General features: G+C 52.9%; 14 protein-coding genes. All 14 read right to left on the reverse strand.

Annotated features, from left to right (window positions below; genetic code table 11):
* Positions 1-2 precede the first annotated feature (2 nt).
* The 14 genes from DWW13_RS06005 to DWW13_RS06070 all read right to left on the reverse strand — a co-directional run bounded on the left by DWW13_RS06005 (position 3) and on the right by DWW13_RS06070 (position 14,679).
* Positions 3-1,733 carry an amino acid ABC transporter ATP-binding/permease protein gene (locus DWW13_RS06005; protein WP_117761011.1) on the reverse strand — a complete coding sequence of 577 codons (1,731 nt, stop codon included), beginning with the start codon at positions 1,731-1,733 and terminating at the stop codon, positions 3-5.
* Entirely contained in the window at positions 1,733-3,472 is a 1,740-nt protein-coding gene (locus DWW13_RS06010) for an ABC transporter ATP-binding protein/permease (protein ID WP_118719552.1), read from the reverse strand. Before DWW13_RS06010 ends, DWW13_RS06005 begins: the two co-directional genes overlap by 1 nt.
* 13 nt (positions 3,473-3,485) lie before the next feature.
* Entirely contained in the window at positions 3,486-3,833 is a 348-nt protein-coding gene (locus tag DWW13_RS06015; protein WP_022462170.1) for a nitrous oxide-stimulated promoter family protein, read from the reverse strand.
* Complete coding sequence (locus tag DWW13_RS06020; protein WP_117761007.1) at positions 3,830-4,234, reverse strand: YbaN family protein; 405 nt, start codon at positions 4,232-4,234, stop codon at positions 3,830-3,832. The genes DWW13_RS06015 and DWW13_RS06020 overlap by 4 nt, the downstream gene beginning before the upstream one ends.
* 705 nt (positions 4,235-4,939) lie before the next feature.
* Positions 4,940-6,649: an acetyl-CoA carboxylase carboxyltransferase subunit alpha gene (locus DWW13_RS06025; protein WP_082424902.1), complete on the reverse strand. Its 1,710-nt coding sequence runs from the start codon at positions 6,647-6,649 to the stop codon at positions 4,940-4,942.
* A 556-nt stretch (positions 6,650-7,205) separates the two neighbouring features.
* Positions 7,206-8,552: an acetyl-CoA carboxylase biotin carboxylase subunit gene (locus DWW13_RS06030; protein ID WP_118719554.1), complete on the reverse strand. Its 1,347-nt coding sequence runs from the start codon at positions 8,550-8,552 to the stop codon at positions 7,206-7,208.
* Entirely contained in the window at positions 8,549-8,986 is a 438-nt protein-coding gene (gene fabZ / locus DWW13_RS06035) for a 3-hydroxyacyl-ACP dehydratase FabZ (protein WP_022462591.1), read from the reverse strand. The genes DWW13_RS06030 and fabZ overlap by 4 nt, the downstream gene beginning before the upstream one ends.
* A 26-nt stretch (positions 8,987-9,012) precedes the next feature.
* On the reverse strand, positions 9,013-9,528 hold the full coding sequence (gene accB / locus DWW13_RS06040) for an acetyl-CoA carboxylase biotin carboxyl carrier protein (RefSeq protein WP_055218562.1): 516 nt from the start codon (positions 9,526-9,528) through the stop codon (positions 9,013-9,015).
* Positions 9,529-9,564: 36 nt separating this feature from the next.
* Positions 9,565-10,800 carry a beta-ketoacyl-ACP synthase II gene (fabF, locus tag DWW13_RS06045; RefSeq protein ID WP_055227403.1) on the reverse strand — a complete coding sequence of 412 codons (1,236 nt, stop codon included), beginning with the start codon at positions 10,798-10,800 and terminating at the stop codon, positions 9,565-9,567.
* A 16-nt stretch (positions 10,801-10,816) separates the two neighbouring features.
* Positions 10,817-11,557 carry a 3-oxoacyl-[acyl-carrier-protein] reductase gene (gene fabG / locus DWW13_RS06050; RefSeq protein WP_022462594.1) on the reverse strand — a complete coding sequence of 247 codons (741 nt, stop codon included), beginning with the start codon at positions 11,555-11,557 and terminating at the stop codon, positions 10,817-10,819.
* A gap of 28 nt (positions 11,558-11,585) precedes the next feature.
* Positions 11,586-12,506 carry an ACP S-malonyltransferase gene (gene fabD, locus DWW13_RS06055; RefSeq protein ID WP_118719556.1) on the reverse strand — a complete coding sequence of 307 codons (921 nt, stop codon included), beginning with the start codon at positions 12,504-12,506 and terminating at the stop codon, positions 11,586-11,588.
* Positions 12,503-13,441, reverse strand: coding sequence for an enoyl-[acyl-carrier-protein] reductase FabK (gene fabK, locus DWW13_RS06060; protein WP_118719558.1), 939 nt, complete (start codon positions 13,439-13,441; stop codon positions 12,503-12,505). The genes fabD and fabK overlap by 4 nt, the downstream gene beginning before the upstream one ends.
* Before the next feature lie 30 nt (positions 13,442-13,471).
* The gene (gene acpP / locus DWW13_RS06065) at positions 13,472-13,699 is read right to left on the reverse strand and encodes an acyl carrier protein (protein ID WP_118719560.1); all 228 of its coding nucleotides are present in this window, start codon (positions 13,697-13,699) and stop codon (positions 13,472-13,474) included.
* A gap of 50 nt (positions 13,700-13,749) precedes the next feature.
* A complete protein-coding gene (locus DWW13_RS06070) occupies positions 13,750-14,679 on the reverse strand; it encodes a beta-ketoacyl-ACP synthase III (RefSeq protein ID WP_118719562.1) in 930 nt (309 codons plus the stop codon).
* Between the last annotated feature and the right edge of the window lie 65 nt (positions 14,680-14,744).

A 14,744-nucleotide genomic window follows, 5' to 3' on the forward strand; every position in this document is an offset into this window, starting at 1 on the left:
AATCAGGAAATCCGGCCATTTTCCATTTCATATACCACATCCGCGACGTTCATCGTGGACACTCTGTGCGATACGAGCACAATGGTTTTCTCTTCTGCCGATTCTTTCAGGGATTTCAGAATAATTCCTTCATTTAAGGAATCAAGATTCGATGTCGGCTCGTCCAGCAGGATCATGGATGCGTCATGCAGGAATGCCCGCGCGATACCGATCCGCTGTTTTTCTCCGCCGGACAGCGTATCGCCGAGTTCTCCGACTTCGGTGTCGTAGCCGTTTGGCAGTGTCATGATGAAATCATGTATGGACGCCTTCTTCGCCGCCTCCATAATTTCTTCCCGCGTCGCGCCGGGTTTTGCAATAGCGATGTTGTTCGCAATCGAATCGTGGAACAGATGTGTCTCCTGCGTCACATAGCTTTCCATATCGCGCAGATACTTCGTCGGGATTTCGCGGACATCGGCTCCGTCCACGGAAACGCGCCCCGTCTGGACATCCCAGAAGCGCATCAGAAGTTTTAAGATCGTCGATTTTCCGGAACCGCTCGCGCCGTGGATGCCGGTGATTTTTCCCGGTTCCAGTTTCAGCGAATACTGATCCAGAATCGTCTCGTCTTCGTAGGCAAACGTTACATTCTGCGCCTCGGCTCCTGCAAATGCGTGGTCACCGCCGGATGCCGCATCTCCCGGAATTTCTTCCACCAGCGGCGCTTCCTCGAGAAGGGAAAGCACACGCTCGCCGCTTGCCAGCGTCTGATTCAGGTTATTCGACAGGCTGGACAGCGCCACGACCGGGCCGAAGGAACCCATCATCGCGATTGTGCAGGTCAGGACTCCCTCAAATCCGATCCCGCCTTTCGTGTAAAGATAGATCGTCAGTGCCAGCATGCCGAACGATGCCAGAAGAATCACCATGTTGGTGACAGACCGCTGGGAGCCTTCCATGCGGCTTAAGTTTTCCTGCACAGAAGTCAGTTCTTTCGACCGCCCTGACATCTGCTCTTTCCGTTTTTCGCCCTGTCCGTACTGAATCGTCTCGTCGAGGCCACGCAGGGAATCCAGCACGAAGCTGTTCAGCTCGCCAAAGCCTGTCCGGAACTCCATTCCTTTCTGGCTTCCGCGCTTTCCGTTCCACATCGGGATCACAACGCCGACCGTCAGATACGCCGCAAGTGCAAGCAGCCCTGCCAGAACATGGTATCTTCCAATGAAGCATACCATAATCAAAGAAGTTAATGCTGCAATCGCAATCGGGGAAATCGTATGCGCATAGAATACTTCCAGAAGTTCGATATCGGTTGTGATAATCGAAATCAGATTTCCTTTGTCCCGTCCTTCCAGCTTCGCCGGGCAGAGCTTCCGCAAAGCTGCAAACACTTTATGGCGGATGATCGCCAGCAGTTTAAAAGCAATAAAGTGGTTGCAGTACTGCTCCGCATAATGCAGAATGCCGCGCAGCACCGCGATCACGATCATCACCGTGAGTATCGTTTTTACCGGGGTATGTACAAGCCACATGTTTTGCACCGAAAGGCTCGTCCCTGCCGCGCCCGTCAGTAAGCCATGCACGATGACCTGTCCTGCCAGAATCGTCAGGAAGATCGCACATAAATATCCCATTGTTCCAAGAATAATTGCCGCCATCATAATATGAAGCAATGGCTTCACCAGCCCGATCAGGCTTCCCATAATCCGGAGGGCGCTTCTGCGTTTTGCTGTATTTTTCTTCTCGTGCATCATGCATTCCCCTGCTTTCCATAGTTTTCCAGTACCATCTGGCTGTCGTACAGATGCCGGTATGCGCCGTTCTGTTCCATCAGTTCCGCATGCGTTCCACGCTCGCAGATGGTACCGTTTTTCAGGAAATAAATCTGATCTGACTGTACGACGTTCGCAAGGCGGTGGGAAATCAGCAATACCGTTTTCGTCTTTGCGAGTTCATGAATCACATTCATGATCATCTCTTCACTCTCGACATCAATATTCGATGCGGCTTCATCAAAGATATACACCGCACTGTCGCTCCGAAGCAGCGCCCGCGCAATCACAAGACGCTGGCACTGGCCGCCGGAGAGGTTTCCTGCTTTTTCGAGAAGCTCTGTCTGCAGTCCGTTCTGTGTCTGTAAGAATCCCAGCAGATTGACTTTCTGCAGAACCGCCTCCATCTCCTCCTTCGTCGCATCCGGTTTCGCCATGCGCAGGTTCTCTTCTACGTTTCCTTTAAATAAGTAACTATTGTGGCGGACCAGAACAACGTGCTTCATCAGATCCGTCTCAGCGACTTCCGAGAGCGGCACACCGCCCAGGGTGATGCGCCCTGTATATCCACGGTTCTTTGCCGCAAGGATACCCGCGATCGTACTCTTTCCGCAGCCGGATTCGCCGACCAGTGATACAAAACTGCCCGCCGGGAGCGTCAGGTCAATGCCTTTTAAGATTTCCCGGTCCTCTTCATAGGAAAAATGTACATCCTCCAACACGACATCCAGCGGTCCGTCCGGCAGCGTCCGCTCTCCCGTCTGCGGCTCCGGCAGATCGAGGATTTTGAAAATCTTGTCACTCGCCGCCATGCCGTTCATCGCGATGTGGAAGAATGATCCGAGCAGACGAAGCGGCAGGAAAAACTCGCTCGCCAGCAGCACAATGCAGAGCGTGCCGGACACGGTGAGGTTTCCTTTCAGAAATTCCGATACCGCCACCGCCATGCCAACCGCCGCGCCGCCGTATGCTACGATGTCCATCACGCTCGTTGAGTTGAGCTGCATCGTCAGAACTTTCATCGTGATCCGGCGGAAGTTCTGGGATTCCACATCCATCTCGTCGGCTTTCTGCTGGTCGGCCTGATAAATTTTTAATGTCGTCAGACCCTGCAGATTTTCAAGGAAGGAATCGCCAAGGCCGGTGTAAATGCTCCAGTATTTGTTCAGAAGCTTCTTCGCAATCTTCTGCACAACCACAATCGAAATCGGGATCAGCGGCACACAGATCAGAAGAATCACGCTCGCTTTCATGCTCACCCGGCAGAGGATCACAAACAAGGTGAGCGGCGCAATCAGGCTGTAGAACAGCTGCGGAAGATACTTTCCAAAATAGGTTTCGAGCTGCTCCACGCCTTCCGTGGATACCTGTACGACCTCCGAGGATGATACCTGTTCGCTGTAGGATGCCCCCAGTTTCAGCATTTTCTCATAAATTTTTTCACGCAGAATCCGTTTCACATCCACACACGCAAGATACGAAGACCTCGCACCCATCCGCTCGCAGAAAAAGCGGATCACAACAACAATTGCCAGCATAAAAACCGTCCGTTTCACAGCCGTCGCCGTTACCGCGCCATACACAACCCGCTCCAGCAGATCGGCGATCGTAAATACCGCGATCACCTGCGACAGAAGCGCCGCCCACTGCCACAGAATCGTGTACACGATATACTTTTTCGCGTGGGACAGCAGCCCCACCAGTCTTGTTTTAATCATAAGTACCTCTCTTTTATGCTTTTGCTTTTCGCTTCTCTCTCATGCTGCAGATTAAATGCCAGATAGCTAAAATCGGATGATACAGCAGCATCCTCGGCCCCGAAAACCGCATAACGGCGCGGATCTTTTCCCGCATTTCCGGCTTGTAGCAGTGTACTTTGCAGTTTGCGCAGAATGTTTTCTGTTCCATGAAGGGACATTTCTGGCTCCGCTGTTTTGCATAGTCCGCTAATTTCTGACATTCCGGACACATCCCACCGGATGCATGCCCCTCTTTTCCATGGTTCTTCCGGCAGTACAGGCGGATCATCTCTTCCACGACGTACTGTTCTTTCTGCCGCTTTTTTTCTACTTTGTTCATTTTGTTTCTCCTAGGATATGATCTTCTGTTTTTACGGTTTTGACCCGCAGGAAGAAATACAAAATATGGCACATCCATACCACAGCAATACAGATTCTTCCAATCGGCACATTCTTCATAGCAAAAAAGCCGATCGCCATCACAACCGTTACCATCCCGATAATTTTACATTTCGTTCCTACCGTCATCGCCCGATGCTGTACGAAGCTGTCGAGATGCTTCTTATATGATTGGGTCCCAATAAACCAGCTGTGCAGCCGTTCCGAACTTTTCGCAAAGCAGAACAGGGTTGCCATATAGAATGGAACTGTCGGCAGAATCGGAAGCACAATGCCGATGGTACCAAATCCCAGGCACAGAAAACCGAGTACGATCCAAAATATTTTAAATGGACTCTTCACAATTTTCCTCCTTTCTCACCGAATATTAAAATAGAAAAATAGCCGCTCATGGTTCTTGCGAATACATGAGCGGTTAGTTGTCGCTTACGCTAGTTATAGATTAACATTATTTAACTTTCATGTCAAACACATTTCACTCCTGAGAGAACGCTCCTCTGCTTGCAGAATAACTGCTGTTATTTCAACTCACGAAGTGTGATACATCATACTCTAAATAATTCCACCAATGTTTGAAGATTCAACTCACGGAGGGCGACAAAGGAATCGGGCCGGTTGTGTGGGGACGCATCATTTCAACTCACGCCCTCACGGAGGGCGACGCTGCGCCTTCAGTTCATCCGTCAATCCATTGATGTTATACTCAATATACGGGTGCTGCCATAACGGTAGGCGGTTAGTCCTTCTACGGAGGGACTGTGACTCTCCGATTACATAGAAACCCTTTATATGGGAATTCCTTGGAAAGGAGGGCTAAGCCATGAGTATTATCGACTTCATAGCAGTTGTAAGTTTCGGCTTAACCTGCTTTAGCCTTGGATACAACTTCGGCAAAGATACTGCGAAATCACAAAAATAGCCGCCCAGTCCTGCAAACTTTGGCGACTATTTTTACATAAACCAATAAATATGGACTAACCGTCTATCGGTAGCACTCTTTTCAATATCATAATATCATGCATTTCAGAATATGTCAAAATCTTCTTTTCACATATCCCGAAATCTCCGATACCTCTCCTCTACCAGTTCTTCCCCATCCATCTTCTCATACTTTTCCAGGAATCTCAGAATTTTGCCTCTCAATTCTTCACACACCACTGGCATTGTGTCCACCGTAAACTCCCCCGGCTCTTCCACAATCTCTTCTACAATTCCCAGTTCCTTCAAATCCCCCGCCGTCAGCTTCATCACCTCGGCGGCCTCCGGCGCGCGTTTGCCGTCTTTCCACAGGATGCTTGCAAATCCCTCCGGCGACAGGATGGAGTAGATGGCATTCTGCATCATCCACACTTCATCCGCCACGGCGAGTGCCAGTGCACCGCCGCTGCCGCCTTCTGAAATGACAATAGAAAGAACCGGCGTTTTTAACGCTGACATTTCATACAGGTTCCGCGCAATCGCCTCGCCCTGGCCGCGTTCTTCGGCTTCCATTCCGCAGAAGGCGCCTGGGGTGTCTACGAGACAGATAACAGGCCTGTGGAATTTTTCGGCCTGTTTCATCAGACGCAGGGCTTTGCGGTAGCCCTCCGGGGACGGCATGCCGAAATTGCGGCGGATGTTTTCTTTCGTATCCGCGCCTTTCGCCTCGGCGATGACCGTGACCGGTGTGCCGTCAAACGATGCAATACCGCCGATGATCGCCGCATCATCGCCATACAGTCGATCACCATGAAACTCAATAAAATCAGGAAACAGCTCCCGAATATAATCTTCTCCCACCGGTCGGTCCTTTTTCCGCGCTTTCTGCACACAGTCCCAAGCCGATGTTTTCTCTCCCGTTTCTGGTGCTGCCAAAGACCGCTTCACGTCTCCATCCCCCAAAGTCAGCACTTCCGAGGAAACTTCGATATCTTTCCCATGCATCCGCAGAATCTCCGACAGCACCTCTTTCGCCTCTTCTCTTGGCAGAATCCGATCCACAAACCCATGCTCCACCAGAAACTCCGCCCGCTGGAATCCTTTCGGCAGTTTCTGTCCTATTGTCTGCTCAATAACCCTCGGTCCCGCAAACCCGATCAGCGCATGCGGCTCCGCCAGAATAATATCCCCCAGCATCGCCCAGCTCGCCGTCACGCCGCCCGTCGTCGGGTCCGTCAGCACACTCACATACAAAAGCCCCGCATCACTGTGTCTTTTCAGCGCCGCCGACGTCTTCGCCATCTGCATCAGAGAAACAATCCCCTCCTGCATCCGCGCCCCTCCCGAGCACGCAAACAAAATCACCGGCAGCGAGAGCTTCGTCGCCCTCTCCACCGCCCGCGTAATCTTCTCCCCAACAGCCTCACCCATACTGGCCATCATAAACCTGCCATCACAGACCCCGATCACCGTCTCCATCCCGTTGATCCGTCCCTTACCAGTCACAACAGCCTCCGTAAGTCCTGTTCTCTCCTGCAGAGCCCTCACCTTCTCTTCATACCCCGGAAACCCCAGCGGATTCCCCGCCGTCATCCCCTGATCCCATTCCTCAAAACTCCCATCATCCAGAAGAAACTCAATCCTCCGATACGCATGCACCCGAAAATAATTCCCACACTTCGGACAAATATAAAGATTCCTCTTCACATCCTCCGTAAAAATAGCCCCCTTACAAGCATTACACTTCTTCAAAATCCCCTGCGGCGCCTCCGGCACCACCCCATCCGCCGTGTGCTCCTTCCGAAACACCGTCTTCTTAAAATACTTACCCAGCATCATACCACCATCACTCCTTACGTCATAACACTTTCACTCTATTGTCACCATAACAATCTTCCAACCACACACCTCACCCATCGAGGCATTCATTCTCTCTTCACGCTCACTCCTGTCATCCCAGCCGCACCGCCCCGCGGTGTCGCTGACCACACTCTCCCAGTCGTGTGTCTGATCTCAGCCGCCCGGCAGTACAGCAGAGGGGGACGGCGCATTTGCAGGAGGAACTATAGCAAGACCCGAAAATAATGCAAAAAAGGCAGTGCTGCAGAGCGCGAATTGCAAGGAACAGATTTGAAGGCGTACCGGGGTACGACGAAAATCTGTGACGCAGTAATTCACGCTCTGCGGTGCTGAATTTTTTGCATTATTTTCGGGGATTGCTATAGAAACACTTAGGCTTCCAGAATTTGCGTTATTTTCAAAAATCTAACTGTCTGAGCGACAGCGAGTTTTGGATTTTTGAAAATGGTTTTAGCAAATGCTGGAGGCCTTAGTGTTTCTTTCCTCTGAAACCGCGCCGTCCCCCTCTGCTGTACTGCCGGGCGGCGTCCGTCTCTTACAATCTCTCCGTCAACCGCTCCACAAACTCAATATCCGCCCTCCCGGCCAGATACTCCTCTTCATTTAAAATAGAATACAAATAATCAACGTTAGTGTCGACTCCCTCGATGACGACTTCCCCCAGCGCACTCCTCATCCGCGCAATCGCCTCCTCACGCGTCCTCCCATGCACAATCAGCTTCGCCAGCATCGAATCATAAAACGCCGGAATCACATACCCGTCATACGCCGCCGTATCCACCCGTACTCCAAACCCGCCCGGCAGATGCATCTCCGTAATCTTCCCCGGACAAGGCCTGAAATTCTTCGCCGGATTCTCCGCATTAATCCTGCACTCAATCGCATGCCCCGAAAGCCGGACCTCCCCCTGCGTCACCGACAGCGGCATCCCCGAAGCCACCCGAAGCTGCTCCTGAATCAGATCCACCCCCGTGACCCACTCCGTCACCGGATGCTCCACCTGAATCCGCGTATTCATCTCCATAAAATAAAAATTCCCGTCCGGCTCCAGCAGAAACTCAATCGTCCCCGCATTCACATAATGCGCCGCCTTCGCCGCCCGGACCGCCGCCGAGCCCATCCGCTCCCGCAGCGTATCATCAATCGCCACACAAGGCGACTCCTCAATCATCTTCTGATGATTCCTCTGAATCGAGCAGTCCCGCTCCCCCAGATGAATCACATTCCCGAACGAGTCCGCCATAATCTGAAACTCCACATGACGCGGATGACGAATCAGCCGCTCCACATACATCGTTCCGTCCGCAAACGAACTTTTAGCCTCCTTCTGCGCCGTCTGAAACGCATTCTGGAACTCCCCGCGCGTCTCCGCCATGCGCATACCCTTGCCGCCGCCTCCAAGCGCCGCCTTAATCATCACCGGAAAACCAATCCGGTCGGCCTCAGAAAGACCCGTCTCCCAGTCAAAAACAGGTTCCTTCGTCCCCGGAATCACCGGCACACCGGCTGCCTGCATCGTATTTCGCGCCTCAGACTTATTACCCAGCCGGTCCATCACCTCAGGCGACGGCCCAATCCACGTAATGTGGCACTCCTGGCATCTCCGCGCAAACGTGCTGTTCTCCGACAGGAATCCAAATCCCGGATGAACCGCATCCGCCCCCGTCACAAGCGCCGCACTCAAAATACGTTCCATATTTAAATAACTGTCCTTCGACGGTGCCGGCCCGATGCACACCGCCTCATCCGCGAGCTGCGCATGCAGTGCCTCCCGGTCCGCCTCCGAATAAACAGCAACCGTGAGAATTCCCATCTCACGGCATGCCCGGATAATCCGGACCGCGATCTCCCCACGGTTTGCAATCAAAACTTTTCGAATCATTGTGCTGCCCCCACCATAAAGGTCAGTTCCGCCTGCGCGACCACCTTGCCGTCAACCGAAGCAACCGCTTCCCCGACGCCCATCGGTCCCTTGTGGCGGATAATTTTCGTCTCCAGACGAAGCTTGTCTCCCGGTTTCACTTTTCCCTTAAAGCGGCACTTGTTGATGCCACCGAAAAATGCAATTTTTCCCTTATTCTCGTCAAGAGAAAGAATCGCAACCGCACCGACCTGCGCCAGCGCCTCGATAATCAGCACGCCCGGCATCACCGGCTCCTGCGGAAAATGACCCGCAAAAAAATCCTCGCGGTACGTCACACATTTGTATCCAATACCGAATTCGCCCGGTTCAAAATCTTCTATGTAATCCACCAGCAGAAACGGATGTCTGTGTGGAATAATCTCCTGAATCTGTTTCGTTGTCAAACTGTTCATTCGCTGCTTCCTTTCTCGTCCCGGCTTTACGCTTTTACCCGGAACAGCGGTTTTCCGTAATCAACCATCTCGCCGTTTTTCACCAGAACCTCCGCAATCACGCCGTCCACTTCGCTCTCAATCTCATTCATCAGCTTCATGGCCTCCACGATTGCTACGACTTGTCCCTTTTTCACGGTGTCGCCAACCTTCACAAACGGCTCGGCATCTTCTGCCGGAGCTGTATAAAACGTTCCGACCAGCGGGGATGTCACAAAAACGCCTTCTTCTGCTTCGCTGTGATCCTCAGCCGCTGTACTTTTTCCTGCCGTTTCTTTTCTCTCCGGCATGGCTGCTTCTTTCGCTGTCACGCCATTTGCTCCGCCCATCATCTCTGCCATCTGCAGACCGGCACCGGATGGAACCCCGCTCATCTGCACCTGCACCGGAGCTGCTTTTCCATGCTCCATGGCAATCTTGATCCCATCAGCCTCGTAATCAAACGCGGTCAGCGAAGAATCCGAAACTTTATCAATCAACTGTAAAATCTGATCTAATTCCATCTTATTTTCCTTTCTGCACCGGAACACGATGCCGCTTTATTCATATTTCTGAAACAGCAGCACCGCATTGTGGCCGCCAAAACCAAGTGAATTGCTCATTGCCAGTTTCACATCGGTTTCCACCGGAGCGCCGATGCAGTAATTCAGATCGCATTCCGCATCTGCTTCCTTTGTTCCAATCGTCTGATGCACGAAGCCGTCCTGAATGGATTTCGCACAGACAACAGCTTCCACACCGCCTGCCGCGCCGAGCAGATGACCGACCATCGATTTCGTCGAGTTGACCAGCACATGGTCTGCCGCATCACCGAAGGCTTTCCGGATCGCACGCGTTTCAAACAGATCGTTGTGATGTGTGGACGTTCCGTGTGCATTAATATAAGTAACTTCTTCCGGTTTTACTCCCGCTTCTTCCATCGCAAGCTCCATCGCACGTGCCGCACCGCTTCCATCTTCCAATGGAGAAGTAATGTGGTACGCATCGCAGGTTGCGCCGTATCCGACTACCTCTGCATAGATCTTCGCGCCGCGCTGTTTCGCGTGCTCCAGCTCCTCAAGTACGAGAATGCCGGCGCCCTCGCCCATGACGAAACCGTTCCGGTCCTTATCAAACGGAATCGAAGCCCGCAGCGGATCTTCCGACTCGGAAAGTGCGGTCAGTGCCGAAAAGCCTGCCACGCCGACCGGCGTAATTGCGCTCTCCGCACCACCTGCCACACAGATGTCCGCGTCGTTGTACTGAATTGCGCGGAAGGCATCGCCAATGCAGTGCGTTCCTGTCGCACACGCCGTCACCACGCTGGTACATTTTCCTTTCGCGCCGAGTGCAATCGCAACGTTTCCCGCCGCCATGTTCGCAATCATCACCGGAACGGTAAACGGGTTGACGCGGGACGGATTTCCGGCATCAATTTTGGCTTTCGCCTGTTCGCATGCATTCAGATCACCGACGCCGGAGCCCACCAGAACGCCGACGCGGAACGGATCTTCATTCTCCATGGAAATGCCGGCATCTGCAAACGCTTCTTTTGCTGCTGCAACGGCATACTGGGAAAAGGTTCCCATTCGTCTTGCCGCTTTGAAATCCATGCGCTCTTTTGCCACGAAGCCTTTGACCTCGCCTGCCAGATGTACTTTATATTCTGCTGTATCAAATTTCGTAATCGTTCCGATTCCGCAGGCTCCCTTGCGGACGCCGTTCCAGAATTCCTCCACGGTATTTCCAATCGGGGTTACCGCACCCAGCCCTGTGATGACTACTCTTCTCTTCATTCCAACTCTCCTTTTCTTAGATCACCATGCCGCCGTCGCAGTGAATCACCTGTCCGGTGATGTAAGCTGCCGCTTCGGATGCCAGAAATGCGGCCAGGTTTGCCACATCCTCCGGCTTTCCGAAATGGCCAAGCGGAATCTGGGATACGGATGCTTCTTTCACTTTATCCGAAAGAACCTCCGTCATATCGGTCTCAATAAAGCCCGGCGCAATCGCATTGACGCGGATGCCGCGGGATGCCAGTTCCCGTGCCGCTGTTTTCGTCAGGCCGATCACACCTGCTTTCGATGCCGCATAATTTGCCTGTCCGGCGTTTCCTGCCACGCCGACCACAGAAGCCATGTTGATGATGCAGCCGCTCTTCTGACGGATCATCGGCCGTGCCGCAAAGCGGATGCAGTTGAACGTTCCCTTGAGGTTTGTCTCAATGACACGGTCGAAGGCTTCCTCCGACATGCCCATCAGAAGGCCGTCCTTTGTGATGCCCGCGTTGTTGACCAGAATATCGATTTTCCCATACAAAGCAAGAATTTCCTTCATCCACGCTTCACACGCCGCAAAATCCGATACATTGCACTGCATCACGCAGCCGTCTCCTCCTGCCGCGCGGATTCCCGCAAGCACGGTTTCGGCCGCCTCTTTTGAACCATTGTAATTGATGACAACAAAGGCTCCCTCCGCCGCCAGTTTTTCTGCAATCGCACGCCCGATTCCGCGGGATGCGCCCGTTACTACTGCTGTTTTTCCACTTAACATCTCATTCTCCTGCTGCATAATCCACTATCTATAATAAAGTTTCGCACACCTGATGCATTTCCGCATAGGTGCGGATATTGTAACCTTTTACATCCCGGTTGATTTTTCTTAAAAAGCCGGTCAGTGTTCTTCCCGGTCCGATCTCCACGAAGGTATCAACGCCGTCCGCAATCATTGCCTCGATGCTCTGCTGCCACCGCACACCGGATGCCACCTGCTGGATCAGAAGGCCGCGCGTCAGTGCAGTATCACGCACATACTGGCCGGTTACATTCGTCACATACGGAATCTTCAACTCCATAAAGCCGACGCCCTCGAGCGCTTCGGTCAGCCCCTGGGACGCAGCTTCCATCATCGGGGAATGGAACGGGCCGCTTACGTTCAGCGGAAGTACCCGCTTTGCGCCTGCTTCTTTTAACTTTTCCGAAGCCTCTGCCACTGCCGCCTCATATCCGGTGATGACAATCTGACCCGGGCAGTTGTAATTGGCAATGTAGGCGCCGGAAATCCCGCTCAAAATCTCTTCGATTTTTGCAGCTTCCATGCCGAGCACCGCCGCCATCGCGCCCTCGCCTGCCGGAACGGCCTCCTCCATCAGGATGCCTCTTCTGCGGACGACCTTCATCGCATCCGCCATTTCCATACCGCCGGCGGACACAATCGCGTTGTACTCGCCAAGGCTGAGGCCCGCTGTCACATCCGGCGTAAGGCCGCACGCCCGGATGGACTGCTCCATCGCCATTCCGGTTGTCAGCAGTGCAATCTGGGTAAACTCTGTCTGATCCAGATGTTCATTTTCCTCAAAACAGAGTCTTTTCATATCAATCCCGATCAGCTCGGATGCCATATCGTAGACGGCTCTCGCTTTCGGACATGCTTCATAAAAATCCGCGCCCATGCCGACACACTGGGAACCCTGTCCAGGAAACATAAATGCTGTTTTACTCATAACCGCGCCGGTGCTCCTTTCAGAAGTTCTTCCATCTCATTCATCATCTGCTCTATGATTTCTTTGCAGCTTTTCTCGTCTTTTACCATACCTGCAATCTGACCGGACATCACGCTTCCGGTTTTGACATCGCCGTCCACAACGGCTCTTCGAAGACCGCCGAGCGTCAGTTTTTCCAGCTCTTCGAACGGAGCTCCCTCTTTTTCCAGTTCCAGATAATGGCGTGTCATCTCATTTCGGATCGCCCGCACCGGATGACCGGTTGTGCGGCCTGTCACGCGGGTATCAATATCTTTCGCCTTGATCACCAGCTGCTTGTAATTTTCATGCACAACGGCCTCTTTCGAAGCGACAAAACGCGTTCCCATCTGAACCGCCTCGGCACCCAGCATAAAGGCTGCTGCCATGCCGCGTCCGTCCGCAATTCCACCGGCCGCAATGACTGGAATTTTTACGGCATCTGCCACCTGCGGAACGAGTGCCATCGTTGTCGTCTCGCCGATATGGCCGCCGGACTCACATCCTTCTGCCACAACGGCATCTGCGCCTGCGCGCTCCATTCGTCTTGCAAGAGCCACGGAAGCGACCACCGGGATGACGCGGATACCAGCGTTTTTCCACAGTTCCATATATTTCTCCGGATTTCCTGCGCCCGTCGTAACGACTTTTACGCCTTCCTCGGCAACCACTTTTGCCACCTCATCCGCATACGGGCTCATCAGCATGATGTTGACGCCGAACGGTTTGTCCGTCAGTTTTTTTGCTTCGCGGATTTCATTCCGAACCCACTCTGCCGGTGCCGCCGATGCTCCGATGAGGCCAAGGCCGCCGGCCTCGGAAACTGCCGCTGCCAGACGATGCTCCGCCACCCAGGCCATGCCGCCCTGAATGACTGGATACTGAATCCCGAGTAATTTTGTCACTTCTGTGATCATGAATCGCTTCCTCCTGCTTCCCGATCTTTCTTAGTTTTTGTGCTGCTCCAGATACTCTGCAACATCACCGACAGTTACCATCGTTTCCAGATCCTCGGTCGGGATTTCCACGCCGCAGGTGTCCTCGAGGGACATGACCATTTCAAACAGATCCAGGGAATCTGCTCCGAGATCCTTTTTGAAGGAAGTCTCCGCTGTGATGGTATCGATGTCTGCTCCCAGTGCTTCTGCTACGGTTTCTTTTACTTTTTCTAACATGTTTTTGTCCTCACTTTTTTCTTATTCTTCTTATTTTATATGGGCGTTTCTTACCATTCCAGGTACGCCGCGCCCCAGATCAGTCCTGCTCCGAAACCGGAGAGAACGATTCTCTGTCCTTTTTTGGCTCTGCCGGACCGGTTCCACTCATCCAGCAGAATCGGAATGCTCGCCGCACACGTATTGCCGTATGCTTCGATATTCCGCGGAAATTTTTCTTTCGGCGCCTTCAGTCGTTTTGCCACGCCGTCGATGATGCGGCTGTTTGCCTGATGAAGGATAAACGCATCAATCTCCTCGACCGCCATGTCGGCTTCCGCGAGCACCTCGCGGATGACTTCCGGCACGCGTGATAAAGCAAACTGGAACACGGCACGGCCGTCCATCTGCAGATACGTTCCCTTTTCGCAGGTCAGCGACACGCCTTTTTCTCCATCAGAATGGATCTTTTCGCACGCTTTTGTCTCCTGCTCCTCCGCCGTCAGCACAATGGCTCCCGCGCCGTCCCCGAACAGAATGCAGGTTCCGCGGTCACTCCAGTCCACCAGGCGGCTCAGGGCATCCGCGCCGATCAGCAGCACGTTTTTTGCCTTGCCGCTCCGGATATACAGCTGGCCCAGTTCATACACCGCAAGAAATCCGGTGCAGGCGGCGCTGACATCGAGACAGGCGGCACGGAAAGCACCGATTTCATCCTGCACAAGACAGGCGGTATTCGGAAAGATGCTCTCCGACGAGGAGGTTCCGACGAGAATCAGATCCAGCTCTGTCGAACAGATCCCGGCATTTTCCAGCGCTCTTCTCGCCGCCTTTACTGCCATTTGGGCAACCGTCTCCTCCCCGGCTATGTGGCGCGCACCGATTCCTGTCCGCTCCCGGATCCAGATATCGCTCGTCTCCACCATCTTTTCCAGATCTTCATTTTTCCATATCGTCTCCGGTACATACGAACCGGTTCCCGCAATTCTGCCGTTTTTCACCTTACTGTCCTCTTGCTTATTTCATTCTCAAACATTTTTCTTTTCAAATGTTTTGATATTCAAAG

The organism is Blautia sp. AF14-40 (assembly GCF_003479665.1).
GTDB classification, from domain to species: domain Bacteria; phylum Bacillota; class Clostridia; order Lachnospirales; family Lachnospiraceae; genus Fusicatenibacter; species Fusicatenibacter saccharivorans.

Excerpts from the sequence above, each read along its gene's own strand:
- DWW13_RS06030 (WP_118719554.1), bottom strand. The coding sequence starts at position 8,552 with ATGATTCGAAAAGTTTTGATTGCAAACCGTGGGGAGATCGCGGTCCGG.
- acpP (WP_118719560.1), bottom strand. The coding sequence starts at position 13,699 with ATGTTAGAAAAAGTAAAAGAAACCGTAGCAGAAGCACTGGGAGCAGAC.
- DWW13_RS06015 (WP_022462170.1), bottom strand. The coding sequence starts at position 3,833 with ATGAACAAAGTAGAAAAAAAGCGGCAGAAAGAACAGTACGTCGTGGAA.
- accB (WP_055218562.1), bottom strand. The coding sequence starts at position 9,528 with ATGGAATTAGATCAGATTTTACAGTTGATTGATAAAGTTTCGGATTCT.
- fabZ (WP_022462591.1), bottom strand. The coding sequence starts at position 8,986 with ATGAACAGTTTGACAACGAAACAGATTCAGGAGATTATTCCACACAGA.
- DWW13_RS06005 (WP_117761011.1), bottom strand. The coding sequence starts at position 1,733 with ATGCACGAGAAGAAAAATACAGCAAAACGCAGAAGCGCCCTCCGGATT.
- fabK (WP_118719558.1), bottom strand. The coding sequence starts at position 13,441 with ATGATCACAGAAGTGACAAAATTACTCGGGATTCAGTATCCAGTCATT.
- fabD (WP_118719556.1), bottom strand. The coding sequence starts at position 12,506 with ATGAGTAAAACAGCATTTATGTTTCCTGGACAGGGTTCCCAGTGTGTC.
- fabF (WP_055227403.1), bottom strand. The coding sequence starts at position 10,800 with ATGAAGAGAAGAGTAGTCATCACAGGGCTGGGTGCGGTAACCCCGATT.
- DWW13_RS06010 (WP_118719552.1), bottom strand. The coding sequence starts at position 3,472 with ATGATTAAAACAAGACTGGTGGGGCTGCTGTCCCACGCGAAAAAGTAT.
- DWW13_RS06025 (WP_082424902.1), bottom strand. The coding sequence starts at position 6,649 with ATGATGCTGGGTAAGTATTTTAAGAAGACGGTGTTTCGGAAGGAGCAC.
- fabG (WP_022462594.1), bottom strand. The coding sequence starts at position 11,557 with ATGTTAAGTGGAAAAACAGCAGTAGTAACGGGCGCATCCCGCGGAATC.